The organism is Mesorhizobium sp. M0633 (assembly GCF_040320645.1).
Lineage (GTDB): Bacteria > Pseudomonadota > Alphaproteobacteria > Rhizobiales > Rhizobiaceae > Mesorhizobium.
Genome location: NZ_JAMYQC010000018.1, coordinates 98,546 through 112,199, shown reverse-complemented (window position 1 = coordinate 112,199; position 13,654 = coordinate 98,546). Strand labels below are relative to the sequence as shown.

Sequence of the window (13,654 nt, the reverse complement as noted above, 5' to 3'; positions counted from 1 at the left end):
TCGAACATCCTGTGTGGGAATGTCAACAATTTTGCACGCATCAGGACACACGGCCGGAGGGCGAAAAGGGCGCAAAGATTCCGGCGAAGGATTTTTCGAGTGGAACCTGGTAGCCGCCGCGCTTTGAGGTCGACAGGCCAAGGCCGACGAGGCTCTCGCAGAGTTTTACTGCGCAGGCGACGCCGTCGAGCACGGGAAGGCTATGTTCGCGGCTGAGCGCGGCGGCGAGGTCGGCCATGCCGGCGCATCCCAGCACAATCGCTTCGGCCCGGTCGTCGCGGATGGCGCGCTCGATCTCCTCCGAAATTCGATGGCGGGCGTTGGAGCCGGGCACTTCGAGCTCCAGAACGGGAACGTCGCTTGCCCGCACCCTGGCGCAGCGGCTGGCGAGGCCGTAGCGCACCAAATTGTGCTCGATCGCCGGCACCGAACGCGACAGCGTCGTCACCACGCTAAATTTGCCGGCAATCAGGCTCGCCATGTGAAACGCCGCTTCGCCGATGCCGACCACCGGCATCTCGCCGACGCAGCGTACTGCGTCGAGGCCGGTGTCGTCGAAGCAGGCGATGACGCAGGCGCTCGCCGCCGGATGTCTCTGGATCTCGCCGATCATTCCCGGGATGGCGAAGACCTCGTCGAAATAGCCTTCGACGCTCGGCGGCCCGTCCTTCGGATTGACGGCGATGATCCTGGTGCCGGCCGAAGCCGCGCGGCGCGCCGCCTCGCCGATCTTTTCGGTCATGGACGCGGTGGTGTTGGGATTGACGACGAGTACGTCCATTTGCGCTTTCATATTTCGCCGCCGAGATAGAGTTTCTTGACCCGGTCGTCGCCAAGCAGCTCAGCCGAATGTCCGGCCAGCGCGATCTTTCCGGTCGTCAGTGCGTAGGCGCGCTGCGAGATGCGCAGCGCCATGCGCGAATTCTGCTCGACCAGCAGCACGCTGACCTTTTCGTCGCGGTTGATTGCGACGATCGAGCGGGCGATGTCCTGCACGAGCTTCGGCGCGACGCCGAGCGAGGGTTCGTCGAGCAAGAGCAGCTTCGGCTTGGCCATCAGCGCCCGCCCGATCACCAGCATCTGCTGTTCGCCGCCGCTCATCGTGCCCGCCATCTGCGAATAGCGTTCCTTCAGGCGCGGAAAACGCCCGAGCACCATGTCCAGCGTCCTTGCGATGTCGGCCTTGTCGGTGCGGGTGAATGCGCCCATCATTAGATTGTCGCGCACCGTCATGTAGGAAAAGACGCGCCGCCCCTCCGGCACCATGGCGATGCCCATCCTGACCAGCTCATCCGGCCGCGTTTTGTCGATGCGACGGCCCTGGAAATGGATCTCGCCGCTGCGGACCTTTTTCAGGCCGGTGATGGCGCGCAGGACTGACGATTTGCCCGCACCGTTCGCGCCGATGAGCGCTACCGTCTCGCCCTCGTTGACGTTGAGCGACACACCCTTCAGTGCATAGACATGGTCGTAGTAGAGTTCGACGTCGGAGACTTTCAGCAGTTCGCTCATGGCTAAAATCCGATCGTCTCATCTTCGGCGCCGAGGTAGGCCTCGATGACCTTTTCGTTCTCCTGGATTTCCTTCGGCGTTCCCTCGGCGATTTTCACACCGAAGTTCAGGACGACGATACGGTCGGAAATGTTCATCACGGCAGGCATGTCGTGCTCGACGAGCAGCACGGTTACGCCGCGTTTGCGGACGCCGCGCACCATCTCCACCGTACGCGCGGTTTCGTCGTGGTTCATGCCGGCAAAGGGTTCGTCGAGCAGGAGCACGGTCGGGTTGGTGGCGAGGCCGATGGCAATCCCCAGAGCGCGCAGATGGCCGTGCGGCAGCGTGCTGGCGATCTCATGCCGTTGCGCGCCGAGATCGAGGAAGTCGATGATCTCGTCGGCGGATCGCCCGAATTCAGCCTCGTCGCGCCGCGCTGTAGTCGTGCCGAGATAGAAGCCGGCAAGGGTGGCATTGGAACGCAGGTGATGTGCGATGATGACGTTGTCGCGCACGGTCATGCCCTTGAAGATCGTCGTCTCCTGGAATGTGCGGACGACGCCCTTCCGGGCGACGATATGCGGCGCCAGACCTGAAATCCGCTGTCCGCGAAACAGCACCTCGCCCGAGGTCGGACTGATGAAAGAGGAAATCAGCTTGAACAGCGTCGATTTGCCGGCGCCGTTGGGACCGATCACGGAGAGGATTTCGCGTTCCCGGACGGCGAAGGAAACATTGTTAACCGCGACCAGCCCGCCGAAGCGTTTGGTCACTGCCTTGATCTGGAGAAGCTCGGTCATGGTCCTAGCCCTGCTTCTTGCCGAACAGCCGCAGGCTGAGCAGGCCGTTGGGAAGGAACAGCATCAGCGCGATCAGCACCGACGAGAAGATCAGCAACTGGAACTCGCCGGTCTCGAACAGGAAATCCCAGCCGAAATAGAGCACGAAGGTGCCGATCATCGGCCCGAAGACGTAGCTGAGCCCGCCGAGGAAGCAGTTCAGCATGAAGTTCACCGAGTCGGTGACGGTGAAGCTGGACGGATAGATCGACTGCGAGATGGCGACGAACATCGCCCCGCCGAGACCGCCGAGGAACGAGGAGATGGCGTAGGCGATGACGCGCAGATAGGCGATGTTGACGCCGATCGAGGAGGCCAGTTCCTCGTTCTGCTGCAGCGACCGGCAGAGCTTGCCGATGCGCGAATGGACAAGGCGGTAAAGCCCGGCAAAGCACAGCACCATCAGCACCACCGAGACGAGATAGAACGCCGGGCGTGGATTGGCGAGCGTCGCGAAATCGGGAAGGATGGTCAGGCCGACGATCGAAATGCCGCCGGGGAGCGGAATGCTCACCATGCCCTTGGCGCCGTTGGTGATCGGCAGCGCCAGCGCCAGCAGCCGCGCTACTTCGGTCAAAACCAGCGTGACCATGGCGAAATAGACGCCGCGGAGCCTGAGGATGGGCAGTCCGATCAGCACGCTTGCAGCGGCGCAGAACAGCCCGGCCAGCGGCAGTGTCAGCCAGAACGACACACCATACTGGACGACAAGGATGGCCGAAACATAGCCGCCCATAAGCGCGAAGGCGCCCTGGCCGATATTGATGCGGCCGATGTAGAAGGTCACCCATACGCCGGCGCTGGCGATACTGAGCAGCGCGACCGAGGTCAGCGTATAGTAGAGGTCGAGCCGACCGGTCGCCTCGATCAGCCAGGGCACGCCGATGAGTACGACCAGCAGGAAGACAGCGACGGCGAGGATGTTGCGTGTACGCTTCATGTCCATCACCCCCACGGCTTGCCCATGAGCCCGTTCGGGCGGATGCTGAGGAAGACCATCAGCGCGGCGAAGATGACGAGATAGGTAACGTCGCCATACTGGCGTAGCACTGTCAGGCCGACCGATTCCATCATGCCGAGGATGAAGCCGCCGGCGATTGCTCCGCTGACGACGCCGGCCCCACCGATCATCACCATCAAGAACGCCTTGATCGAGATCGGTCCGCCGATGCCCGAATTGACGCCGGTGATGGCGACCAGCAGCCCGCCGACTGTGCCGGCAAGCATGGCGCCAAGCGCAAAGCCGATCATCGAATAGCGGTCGACCTCGACGCCCATGAGCTGCGCCGCGACCCGGTCCTGCGCCAGCGCCCGCATGGCGCGTCCCGGCTTGCTGTACTGCATGAAAAGCACGAAGGAGGCGATGAACAGTATGGCGAGAGCGCCGACCAGCAGCCGGTCGTAAGGCATTATGAGGCTGTCAGAGACGAAGACGCCGTTGACGATCTTCGGCACGCCGCGCTGCTTTTCACCGAACAGGAGGAGGATCACGGCGTCGAGGAAGAATGCGACCGCCGCCGCAAGAAGCATCGTACTTTCCTCCCGCACGCTTCGTCTAATCACCGTTCTGAAAAGGAATTTCTCGACCAGCGCTCCAATGACCAGCAGCGTGATCCCGGACGCAACGAGCGCGACGACGAAAGGCATGCCGAGCTGGCCATATACGGTGTAGGTGATGAAGCCGCCGAGAACGTACATCTGCCCATGGGCAAAGTTAAGCACGTTCATCAGCGCGAAGATCAGGGTCAGACCGAGCGCGATCAAGGCGTATTGCGCGCCAAGATAGAGCCCGTTGGCGATGACTTGTTCCATCAGGATGGTTCCCCGGCCATTCAGAGGCTCAAGAAATGCAGAGCCTCTGCGGCAATCCGCTTCAGTGCGGTTGCGTCAATCGACTTGAGCGACGAAGAGCGTCTCGAACTTGCCGTCGCGGTATTCCGTGACCACCATCGGGACCGAAAGCTGGCGCTTCTGGCCGAATGACGTCATTCCGACATAGGTCAGCTTGGCATCGTCCTTCAGATAGGGATTGGGCGCCGAGAAAGTGTCGATCGTCTTCTTGAACTCCTCGACTTTGTCGATCGCGGCCGGGTTCGCCTTCAGCGTCTCGATGATGTATTCGAGGGCGTAGACCTTGGTGTTGGACTCGTCATTGTATTCGCCAAACATTTTCGTATAGCGGTCGACGAATTCCTTCATCGTGTCGGACGCGATTTCCGGCGTCGAGGCGCCGCCGACTGAGATGAAGCCGTTGGCCAACTCGCCCGCGCCCTCTTCCAGCACCTTGGCATCCTGCGCCGTTTCGGTGGAGATCAGACCTTCGTAGCCGAGCTCGCGCGCGGCGCGGATCAGCAGCGGCGCATTGCCGGGCGCGACACCCGAAAGCACCAGCAGGTCCGGTTTTTGCAAAACGATCGGCGTCAGTACCGGCGTGAAATCGCGGGTATCGTTTTGGTAGACATCCGTTGCAGCCACAACCTCGAGCCCGAGCGCCTTTGCCGCGGCAACACCGCCATCCCGCTGGCTCAGCGGATCGGATTCGTTGGCGGCGACAAAGGCAACTTTCTTCACGCCCCTGTTTTCCATGAGATATTTGTAGATCGCCGGAGCCGACTGGTAGTTGGCGATCATGCCGAGCACGGCGTTGGACGCCGGCGGGCTGTAGAGTTCCTTCGGGAACGCGTAGGGAAAATAGATGATGCCCTTGGATTCCGCTACGGGACGCACCGCCGCCGCGCCGTCGTCGACATTCGGACCGACGACATAGTGGATGCCCTCCTGGGCCATCTTCTCCATGCCGGCGATTGCCCGCTTCGGGTCCTTCTGGTCGTCGAAGGTGACGATTTTGATGTCGTAGGTCTCGTCACCAATCTTCACACCGCCGGTTTCGTTGATCCAGGCAGCGCGCGTCTGCATCGAGCGGACGTTGGATGTGCCCCACGCAGCGGCCGCGCCACTCGTCACGCCGACAAAGCCGATCTTGAGTTCCTTGTTGGCGGCGTGCACCGTGAGTGTGCCGCCGGCCATGATTGCCAGCGCGGAGACGGCGCCGCGCGCCGCGGATGTGATTATTGAACGCCTGTTGATCATTGTTCTTTCCCCTTTGGAGGCCGCGCATTGTTGCGACAGAACTCGACCGATACGCGGACTTTTGTGAGTGAAGGCTCAAATCAACCACCTGTCAACAAAACTTTTTCCGATTGTTGACAATCTTGTGAGCGGTCGTAGATGAAGAGCGCAAAAATTCGAATCGGCGTCGAATTCGGGTAGCGCTGGTTGGGGCGTATTCATTCATTCGGCTGCCATTTCCCCCTACGGCTGACTACGGCTGGGAAGCACAATGAACATGCCGATGCCGGGAACGTCGGCGGGAGGATAGGGGCGGGAGCGGGCTCCAGCTCTGCGGTTGGCTGCCAATCCGCTTCCGCCCTGGAGACGTTCCCCGTGTTCGTGGCTGGAGTCCTCCTTGTCCATGCGCTCGGTCGTGAGAGCGGCCTCAGCGAATGGGGAGCTAGTCTCTATTTCTCAGTCAGGCTGGTTTATCTCCCGCCCTACGCAGCGGGGGTTCCCCTGTTTCGTTCCCTCGTCTGGAATGTCGCATTCGTTGGAATTGTGCTGCTTTTGCCTGCGTCACTCTGGCCCGAGCTATAGTGCCCGCACCCAGAGCGCCATCACACGGCGAGATTCCCTTCCACCTATTCTCTGAAAGATCGACCGGAAAGGATCGTCAGCGGCCCGCTTGGCGCAACGGCCATCGAAGAAGAGCATCAGACGCGCTGTGGAGAACATCCACTCGCTGACTGACCGAAAAGGGTACATGGGAAGAGACCACATTGTTGGTAGCGAAGGTAAACCGGATGCTGCGCGGATGGGCGAACTAGTTCTCGGTAGGAACCACCAGCAAGGCATACCGGGCCCTCGACAGTTACACTGCAGTGCGGTTGCCCCGGTGGCTGCGTTCCAAACACAAGACCAGACGATGCAAGGGCGGGGCCCATCCAGACTCGCATCTTACGAGCACATCGGGCTCGTACGTCTGACCCGACTTGGACGTGGCGTGTCGTGGGTGAAGGCGTGAGTTTTTGTCCGAGAGCCGGATGCGGGAGATCTGCAGGTCCGGTTCGATGAGCGAGGTGTGGAAACGGAGCCAAGGTTGAATCAATAAGGCAGGGCCAGACGAAGGGGCGGCAAACAGATATGTTCAACCTACCGCCACTGCGCCACACCTCGACTCTACCGTTTCTTCGCGTTCACCAAGGGCGAAGAAACGCGGAAGGCTGGCATCTGATTGACGGTCGGAAAAGCGCGGTCGCGCCAGTTGTCGCACCTCATTAGACCGTTTCGAGCCGGCTGAACCGAACCGGGATGAGTTTGCGAGTCTTCAGTTGCCCTGCCGAATCCTTGTCGATGACCGTCAGCAACTGCACATCTTGAGGTCCCACAGGCAGAACCAGGCGTCCCCCCGGCTTGAGCTGCTCAAGCAAGGCCGGCGGCGCCCGCCCAGCCGCGACGGAGACCAGGATCTTGTCGTATGGGGCGTGCTCGGGCCAGCCGCGCGACCCGTCTCCGACACGAATGCCGACATTGGATAAGCCGAGGCCCTGCAGCAGAGCCTCGGCATGGCTTGCGAATTCCTCGATGATTTCTACGCTCCAAACCTGCCCGGCGAGTTCCGCGAGGATTGCGGTTTGATAGCCCAGGCCAGTGCCGATCTCGAGCACCGCCTCGTGCGGTTGGGGAGCAAGGAGATCGGTCATGAGAGCGACGATGAATGGCTGCGAGACGGTTTTATCGAAGCCGATCGGCAGCGGCATGTCCTGGTAGGCATAAGGTGCAACCGAGGCTGGCACGAAGAGATGCCGCGGCACTCGCCGCATCGCTGCCATCACCCGCTCATCGAGCGCCGCCTTGCCGAGTTCTTCGCTTGCAAGGTCGGTATGGATTGCAATCATCTCGACCATGTGCCTGCGTAGGACCGCGAGGTGCTCTTCGTTCATTGGCTTCATGACGGTGGGGCTTTCCTCAACCAGATTGCTGCCGGTGAGCATTATATCCTGTTCGTCACGGTAGCGCCCGCCATCGTTTCCATTACGGGTGCCCAGGGCAAGCGTGGGTGACCGTCTTGGCAGGCTATCGCCGGCGGCGACCCTGGAGATTCTGGGCGCTATATCGCCATAGCGGTGTGTCCCGTATGCGGCTATCTCGCGCATCAGCTTCGCCAGCACCGGCCGGGAGGGCGAGGCGCCGGAGCCGTGCTCCTGGTGGACGAGGCGGCAGCCAGCCACCTTGACCTCGTCGACTTGGGCGTCGGTCGCCCGATCCTCGGTCGACGCGGGCATCGCCAATGGGCGACCGATCGGGAGAACTGGACGTTGTGCGTGCATTTGGCCGGTTTCGGGGCTTTTGTGGGTTTTTGTGCACACAAGGAATGTGCCAGAACACGAACGTGTGAATGCGTCTGGTGAGGCCTCAACGACGTCTCATCCGCCAACCGAGACTTGTAGTCCGTCGCGCAATGCCATATCTTATGCACAAGAAATGTGTTTCTGAATATGGCAAGGGAGACAGGAATGACCCAAGCGTTGAAAGCTCCAGTTCAGAACGAACCGTTGGTGCTGTCCTATATGGATCGGGCTGGGAAGATCACTGTCGCCCAGGTTGCTGATGGATTCGGTATGTCCAAAGGTCAGCTTGCCGAAACGGCGGGTCTTGCGCGGGAAACCCTCTATAGGGTTGAGCGTAGCCGTGCTGCAAAGACGCAAGGTCGCCTTCGTGAAATGCTTGAGATCATCAGCAGGGTGACCGACTGGGCTGGAGGCAAGGAGCAGGCGATGGCTTGGTATCGGGCGCAGCCGATACCGGCCTTCGGCGGACGGACGGCGGAAGCTCTGGTTAAGGAAGGCAAGGCCAGCGCGGTTCGCGACTACCTGGATCACGTCGCCGTTGGTGGCTTTGCTTGAGGTTTGCCGGAATTTGCTACCGCGCCCATGATCCGCGTTGGTCGTTCCAGCCGATCTCAGGCGACGGAGCGGCTATTCGGGGTGCCAGATTCAACCCGAAAGGTGTGCGTACGCTTTATCTGGCGCTCGACGTCATGACGGCCGTGAAGGAGGCCAATCAGGGTTTTGCACATCGCATTGATCCCTGCGTGCTCTGCTCATACGAGATCGATTGCGATGACATTGTCGATCTGAGGACGGCGCAAGGCCAGGCCGACGCCGGGATCCGGTTCGAAGATATGGCTTGTGCATGGATGGATTTTCTCGCCGATGGCAAACGGCCGCCGTCATGGAGCATCCATGACCGCTTCGTTGCTGAAGGCAAGTTCGGCATTCTCGTGCCCAGCTTCGCGCCAGGTGCCGGTACATCCGATCAGAACCTCGTGCTATGGAGCTGGGGCGAGGTGCTCCCGCACCAGGTCAGGGTGATCGATCCGGGAGGCCGGCTGCCTCGGAACCAATTGTCCTGGAGCTAACGCCGCAAGGGTCGGATCGAATTGCGACTCAGGCGATTATCCGCCCGCCCGCCCGAGTGTGCGTTCCGCGTCATTGTAGTAGTTCGAGGCGCTGCATGGAGCGATGCTGCGACTGCTGGATGGCTTCGGGCAGCGGAATGGCGCGGCGTGCGGTTTCGGTGAGATAGCCGGAGCGCAAGCCATGGGCGGAGAAGGCTTGCGGATCGAGCCCGGCCTCGGCGGTGCGCCGCTTCAGGATCAGATTGACGGCCTGCGGCGTCAGGGCGCGCTTCGAGATTGCCCAGCGGTCGAGGCCGCCAAACACGGCGCCGTCGCTGATCCCGGCGCGCGCCAGCCAGTCCTTCAAAACCAGCACAGGCCGGCCGACGAGCAGCACGAAAGCGTCGCTGTCGGCTTGCGTCGTCTCTTTGCGGCCGAGCCGTATCGACAGGCATGGCAATTTATCGCCGTCGGAAGCGTTGGGATCGGCCGGAACCGGGTCTTCGTCGACCAGCTGTTCGACGCGAAGAGCAGAAATTTCGCTGCGACGCCGGCCGCCGGAGGCGAAGGCGCTGATGAGAATCGCGCGATCCCTGACGTCGACGAGACGGTTGCCGGCGCATGTTTTCAGGGGGGCGGCCAGAATATCGGCGGTCTTGATCGCGCTCTGCAGCCCGGCGCATTGAATTTTCCGACAAGTTCCGCCCCATTTGGTCAAGATTGACCAGCTCGACAGCCGCCGGCGCACGGTGGACGACGCGTGCGGTTTTTTGTCATCCGTAACAGGCCCTGGGCTACCCACCGACGCCGCTACGTCAGCCGGCATGCCCTGCGCCGGGTCGGCCTCGCGTTTCGAAAAATCCCAAACGTAGTGAGCGACGAATTTGAGGAGCAGGGATTCCGGCGCCGGCCAAGGCAGAGGCTGTCCGGTGGCGGCCAGCGACTAGGCGTCGAGATAGCCGAGGTCGGGCGAGCGCGCGGAGGGAGTTTTTGCCGATGCCTTCCTGGGCCAGATGGCGCAGCATCGCGACGTCGTCGTCGGTCAAAAGTTCGCGGCGGTCGAAGGGCAACACCGAATCCAATGCGAGTCGAGCGCCTCGGCGCGTCGAACACCATTGCCCGATGGCCGACCGACGCGGTCAGTTGCCATTCGCGAGCGGTCCGAGAATTCGGATTCCCTGGCCGCGCGCGGCAACTGCGAGCTTGCGATCGAGGGTGGCCAGCGGCAACGCGGTTTCGATTGCCAGCGCAAGGTAGGCGGCGTCATAGGCGCTAAGACCGTGCGCGATGGCAAGCTCGATGATGGCGCCGTCACGCCCTGCGCCCGCATCCTCAAGCGGCAGCCGGCGAAGTCGCGCCATTGCGGAGATCGATTCGCCGGGAACGATCCGCCCGCGCCGTTCGGCCGTCAGGACAATGCTGCGCGCCTCGTGCCAGAACAAGGAAGGGACTGGAGATTGGCCTCTCAGTCCCGCGATTGTTGTTTCGGCCGCCTCACTGTGCTGCTCCGGCAAGAGCCAGGCAGCGGCAAAGGAGGCGTCGAGGACCAAGATCATCAGTAGCGATGCCCTTCGTGACGCCAGGCCAGGATCTCTTCAGTGGTCACGGGCTTCGCCTTGGCGCGCGCGGCGCGAACCTCGTCGATCAAGGCGTCCAGCCGGTTATCCTTGTGGATTCGGGAGAGTTTTGCGATCGGATCGTTGCCACGCGAAATAATCACTTCCTCGCCGGCCTCGACTTTCGCCAGCAGTTCGGAGAGATGGGTCTTGGCCTCGCCGACCTTCACTGTGATGGTCATTTTTCCGTCCTCGTGTGGCGTTGTACGCTGTGGCCTCCTTGTTCCGCCACGGCCACTCTCGTCGCGCTGAGCGCAGCCTTGCACGACAAAGTTTGCGCGACCATAGCGTCGATTCCGTCGGTTGGTCAAGGCTTGGTCAAGTCACCGATAAGAGGTCATTATCGATAGTGTTCTTTGGCCTCACATCATCCTCGGTGACTGTGGCTTTCACTTCCCGATTTCAATTAAAGCCCTAAGCTGAAAAGTCAGACGATGGTTTTTGCCTTCTCGCTTCAATCGAAGGCGAGCGACGGGCCTTTTCCGAGGCTGTTGGCCCCAGTCCAGATGAACTCAAGAGGGTCGCGGCGGTGCCGAGTTCCGAAGGTCAGCGGCAAAGGATCTGCGGACATCGCGGCTAACGGCTCAGGGCAACTCCCGATACTTGAATCCATCGCGCGGAGGTAATACCATATTTCGAGGTGTCCTTACCGAGGCTGCAATGACAACGACCGTAACCGCAAAAGGTCAAGTGACCATTCCCAAGCCCGTGCGCGATCTCTTGGGCATCGCACCGGGCAGCCAAGTGGATTTTCGCCGCGCCGCCGACGGCAGCGTGGTGTTGGTTCGTGCGGACGAAAAACGGCCGGCGAGCCGCTTTGCCAAGCTGCGCGGCCATGCCGGCAAGGGGCTGAGCACCGAGGCGATCATGACCTTGACGCGCGACGAAGCGTGACGCTGGTCGACACCAACGTTCTGCTCGACCTCGTCACCGACGATCAGGACTGGGCGGAGTGGTCGATCGAACAGTTGGAGGCCGCCTCGCTGCGCGGACCGTTGCTGATCAACGACGTCGTCTATACAGAGCTCTCGGTCCGCTACAGCCGGATCGAGGATCTCGACGCCTTTCTTGACGCGGCCGGCCTCGAGATCGTGACGATGCCGCGGCCGGTGCTATTCCTGGCCGGAAAGGTGTTCACCCAGTATCGCAAATCGGGCGGATCGCGCACCGGGGTGCTGCCGGATTTCTTCATCGGCGCCCACGCGGCGGTCGGTAAGCTGCCGCTGCTCACCCGCGACGTCGGCCGTTATCGCACCTATTTTCCATCGCTGATGTTGATCACCCCAGCCTGCTGAGCGCGCCTGGCGAGGCCTCGAACCGCGCCGGCAGGGGAGGGTGCTTTTTAGAGCCCGGACGCTTTGGTCAGGTTGACTCGGTAACGATCGCGGCCGCGTTGGTATTTGCGGGTGTCGGTTTTATTTCCCGATTTCAATTGAAGTCGTAAGCTGAAATGCGGAACCGCCGTTTACACCTTGCGGCTAGCGCGAGGAGGGGACCGTCAGAGCCTTTGGTGAGGTCGACGCGGAACCGTCGCGCGCGGCAGCTCGTAAGGGCGGGACGTGCCGGAGTCATGCTCCGAAGTCAGTTCGCAGCCGGCCGAATGCTGCTCGACCCGCGCGCTTCTGTAGCTCGTCCGTCTACGCGCGCATGACCGCTCAGGCGTCACTGTGGTCGACGGAAGGACGATTGTGAGCCTCGCGAGCCATTTGCAGTGCCCGAGTCTCGCAGCTTGTGCCCATCCACGAATTGACTATTTTGCATGACTATGAGCGAGCATCTGGCCTTGGTTCTGACGACAGTTAACGCGCCCTACAGCGAACAGCTCGACGGGTGGCGCTGGCTCATTGTCTTTCGGATCTAGATCTGGCGAAGCAGTATCCTGGGCAGGTCAGTGCCTTCCTTGCAGAAGTGCCGGTCGAGCAGCAGATGGAGTTCGCCGCCGCGCACCAGATGCGGTCGATAATCCGAAGGCTTTCGCGGCCCATTTCTCTGCCTGGTCCGGCGAGACCTATTAACTCGCTGCTTGATGATCGAGGTCCATAGCCGTCGTCCGTCCAAATGGCGGCGGCTTTTCGCCATTGCTGCCGATCTGATCGACCAGCTCCGGAAGAAGGCCGGAGGTTTTGAATTCGAATGGTCGTTTGGCGGCGGCACGGCGATGATGATCCAGATCAACCATCGCGAAAGCCACGACGTCGATATCTTCCTCGACGACCCTCAGCTACTCGGCTTCATTGACCAAGAGCCAACAGGGAGGGCATTGCCGGTCGCCGGCAGAGCAACTTGGCCATATTAGGCGTTAGGCGGCGACAGTTCCATGTCTCGCCTTCTCGACCGTAACGGTCACCTTTCGGTCAAGCCGGTTCAGCACCCGCACAAGCCGATCGATGGTAAACTTGCCAAGATGGGCGTTGCGGATGTTCGAAATATCCGACGGCCTAACGCCGGTCACCTCCGCCGCAGCTCTGACCGTGAGGTGCCGCCGATTCAGCGCAGCGATGATCTCGGAAGGCCTTCATCTGCTTGGTATCGGCGTCGGGATCCCCCATGTCCGCGTAGACATTGCCGCTGCCTCTGACGATCTCGATTTTTTCTCTGTCATGACTCGATCTTCCGTATTTGCTTCAGCCGCGCCTTGATGAGGTCGATCGCCTCCTTAGGCGTGGCGATGCCCGTGGTCGACTTCTTCTGGAATGCACGCACGACCCAGATCAATCGCCGAGCTGGACGGCATAGATGACCCTGTAGGCGTCGGAGGGGTAGCGCAAGGCGATTTCCATCACGCCTGACCCCGGTGCTTCATCGGCTTTGCCAGATCGGCCTTCTGCCCGAAGCTTGCGACCGCCAGCGCGTCCAACATTCTATCCTGCACGGCTTTTGGCTTGCCGGCCGCAAGGCGGTGAAGCGGCGCTGAGGGCGGCGATGGTGCGGCTGCTCGACAGCCGCCTGAGTGCACCGACGGGGCGCTGACCGTCGCCAACCTGGCGCGCGAGGCCGGCGTCAGCCGGGCTACAGCGAACGCGCCGTCGCACTTCTCGCGGAGTTCCGTGCGGCCGAGGCCCGCCAGCGGTGGTCGTCTCCAAGGCCCTCAAGGAACGCGTCCCTGCACGCCCGGCAGCTCCAGCCCGCCGAGGGCCCCGTCGTGACGGGGTTGATCCGGCCGAAGAAAACCAGTGCTGCAGCGAACGTTCCTCGTAATATTGCGTTTAGCCATGAAAGACGACGATTCGCCCAAAGCATGCAAAAGGGCC

The 13,654-nt window shown here is 61.5% G+C and carries 16 protein-coding genes and 1 pseudogene; 6 read left to right on the top strand and 11 right to left on the bottom strand.

What is annotated here, in order from left to right; all coding sequences use genetic code 11:
• Positions 1-40 precede the first annotated feature (40 nt).
• The 6 genes from NKI47_RS19855 to NKI47_RS19830 all read right to left on the bottom strand — a co-directional run bounded on the left by NKI47_RS19855 (position 41) and on the right by NKI47_RS19830 (position 5,423).
• Positions 41-781 carry an aspartate/glutamate racemase family protein gene (locus NKI47_RS19855; protein ID WP_352592928.1) on the bottom strand — a complete coding sequence of 247 codons (741 nt, stop codon included), beginning with the start codon at positions 779-781 and terminating at the stop codon, positions 41-43.
• Between the two features lie 8 nt (positions 782-789).
• Complete coding sequence (locus NKI47_RS19850) at positions 790-1,512, bottom strand: ABC transporter ATP-binding protein (protein ID WP_352592925.1); 723 nt, start codon at positions 1,510-1,512, stop codon at positions 790-792.
• A 2-nt stretch (positions 1,513-1,514) separates the two neighbouring features.
• Positions 1,515-2,294 carry an ABC transporter ATP-binding protein gene (locus NKI47_RS19845; protein WP_352592923.1) on the bottom strand — a complete coding sequence of 260 codons (780 nt, stop codon included), beginning with the start codon at positions 2,292-2,294 and terminating at the stop codon, positions 1,515-1,517.
• A gap of 4 nt (positions 2,295-2,298) precedes the next feature.
• Complete coding sequence (locus NKI47_RS19840) at positions 2,299-3,273, bottom strand: branched-chain amino acid ABC transporter permease (RefSeq protein ID WP_352592920.1); 975 nt, start codon at positions 3,271-3,273, stop codon at positions 2,299-2,301.
• 5 nt (positions 3,274-3,278) lie between these two features.
• Positions 3,279-4,145, bottom strand: a complete 867-nt coding sequence (locus NKI47_RS19835; protein WP_352592917.1) for a branched-chain amino acid ABC transporter permease — start codon at positions 4,143-4,145, stop codon at positions 3,279-3,281.
• Positions 4,146-4,220: 75 nt separating this feature from the next.
• Positions 4,221-5,423 carry an ABC transporter substrate-binding protein gene (locus NKI47_RS19830; protein ID WP_352592914.1) on the bottom strand — a complete coding sequence of 401 codons (1,203 nt, stop codon included), beginning with the start codon at positions 5,421-5,423 and terminating at the stop codon, positions 4,221-4,223.
• A 186-nt stretch (positions 5,424-5,609) separates the two neighbouring features.
• On the opposite strand from NKI47_RS19830, the gene NKI47_RS19825 reads away from it, so the two are divergent.
• Positions 5,610-5,984 (top strand): MAPEG family protein, encoded by a 375-nt coding sequence (locus tag NKI47_RS19825; protein WP_352592912.1) that lies wholly within the window; start codon positions 5,610-5,612, stop codon positions 5,982-5,984.
• 680 nt (positions 5,985-6,664) lie between these two features.
• On the opposite strand, the gene NKI47_RS19820 is transcribed toward NKI47_RS19825, so the two are convergent.
• Positions 6,665-7,339 (bottom strand): protein-L-isoaspartate(D-aspartate) O-methyltransferase, encoded by a 675-nt coding sequence (locus NKI47_RS19820; protein WP_352592975.1) that lies wholly within the window; start codon positions 7,337-7,339, stop codon positions 6,665-6,667.
• Positions 7,340-7,903: 564 nt separating this feature from the next.
• Here NKI47_RS19820 and NKI47_RS19815 point away from each other — a divergent pair.
• Both NKI47_RS19815 and NKI47_RS19810 read left to right on the top strand, forming a co-directional pair.
• Complete coding sequence (locus NKI47_RS19815; protein ID WP_352592910.1) at positions 7,904-8,293, top strand: MbcA/ParS/Xre antitoxin family protein; 390 nt, start codon at positions 7,904-7,906, stop codon at positions 8,291-8,293.
• Positions 8,290-8,808 carry an RES family NAD+ phosphorylase gene (locus NKI47_RS19810; protein ID WP_352592907.1) on the top strand — a complete coding sequence of 173 codons (519 nt, stop codon included), beginning with the start codon at positions 8,290-8,292 and terminating at the stop codon, positions 8,806-8,808. The genes NKI47_RS19815 and NKI47_RS19810 overlap by 4 nt, the downstream gene beginning before the upstream one ends.
• Positions 8,809-8,844: 36 nt before the next feature.
• On the opposite strand, the pseudogene NKI47_RS19805 reads toward NKI47_RS19810, so the two are convergent.
• The 3 genes and pseudogenes from NKI47_RS19805 to NKI47_RS19795 all read right to left on the bottom strand — a co-directional run bounded on the left by NKI47_RS19805 (position 8,845) and on the right by NKI47_RS19795 (position 10,585).
• Positions 8,845-9,937 (bottom strand): annotated as a pseudogene (locus tag NKI47_RS19805) (tyrosine-type recombinase/integrase).
• Complete coding sequence (locus NKI47_RS19800) at positions 9,927-10,346, bottom strand: type II toxin-antitoxin system VapC family toxin (RefSeq protein WP_502896993.1); 420 nt, start codon at positions 10,344-10,346, stop codon at positions 9,927-9,929. The pseudogene NKI47_RS19805 and the gene NKI47_RS19800 overlap by 11 nt, the downstream one beginning before the upstream one ends.
• Positions 10,343-10,585 carry a type II toxin-antitoxin system Phd/YefM family antitoxin gene (locus tag NKI47_RS19795; protein WP_352592901.1) on the bottom strand — a complete coding sequence of 81 codons (243 nt, stop codon included), beginning with the start codon at positions 10,583-10,585 and terminating at the stop codon, positions 10,343-10,345. The genes NKI47_RS19800 and NKI47_RS19795 overlap by 4 nt, the downstream gene beginning before the upstream one ends.
• A 478-nt stretch (positions 10,586-11,063) precedes the next feature.
• Between NKI47_RS19795 and NKI47_RS19790 the strand changes: the two genes are divergently transcribed.
• From NKI47_RS19790 to NKI47_RS19780, 3 genes are all read left to right on the top strand, one after another.
• Positions 11,064-11,297 (top strand): AbrB/MazE/SpoVT family DNA-binding domain-containing protein, encoded by a 234-nt coding sequence (locus tag NKI47_RS19790; protein WP_352592898.1) that lies wholly within the window; start codon positions 11,064-11,066, stop codon positions 11,295-11,297.
• Complete coding sequence (locus NKI47_RS19785) at positions 11,294-11,698, top strand: type II toxin-antitoxin system VapC family toxin (RefSeq protein ID WP_352592895.1); 405 nt, start codon at positions 11,294-11,296, stop codon at positions 11,696-11,698. The genes NKI47_RS19790 and NKI47_RS19785 overlap by 4 nt, the downstream gene beginning before the upstream one ends.
• 731 nt (positions 11,699-12,429) lie before the next feature.
• Positions 12,430-12,699, top strand: a complete 270-nt coding sequence (locus tag NKI47_RS19780; protein ID WP_352592972.1) for a nucleotidyl transferase AbiEii/AbiGii toxin family protein — start codon at positions 12,430-12,432, stop codon at positions 12,697-12,699.
• Positions 12,700-12,702: 3 nt separating this feature from the next.
• Here the strand turns inward: NKI47_RS19780 and NKI47_RS19775 are convergent, their stop codons facing one another.
• Complete coding sequence (locus NKI47_RS19775; protein WP_352592893.1) at positions 12,703-12,855, bottom strand: XRE family transcriptional regulator; 153 nt, start codon at positions 12,853-12,855, stop codon at positions 12,703-12,705.
• Positions 12,856-13,654: the final 799 nt, after the last annotated feature.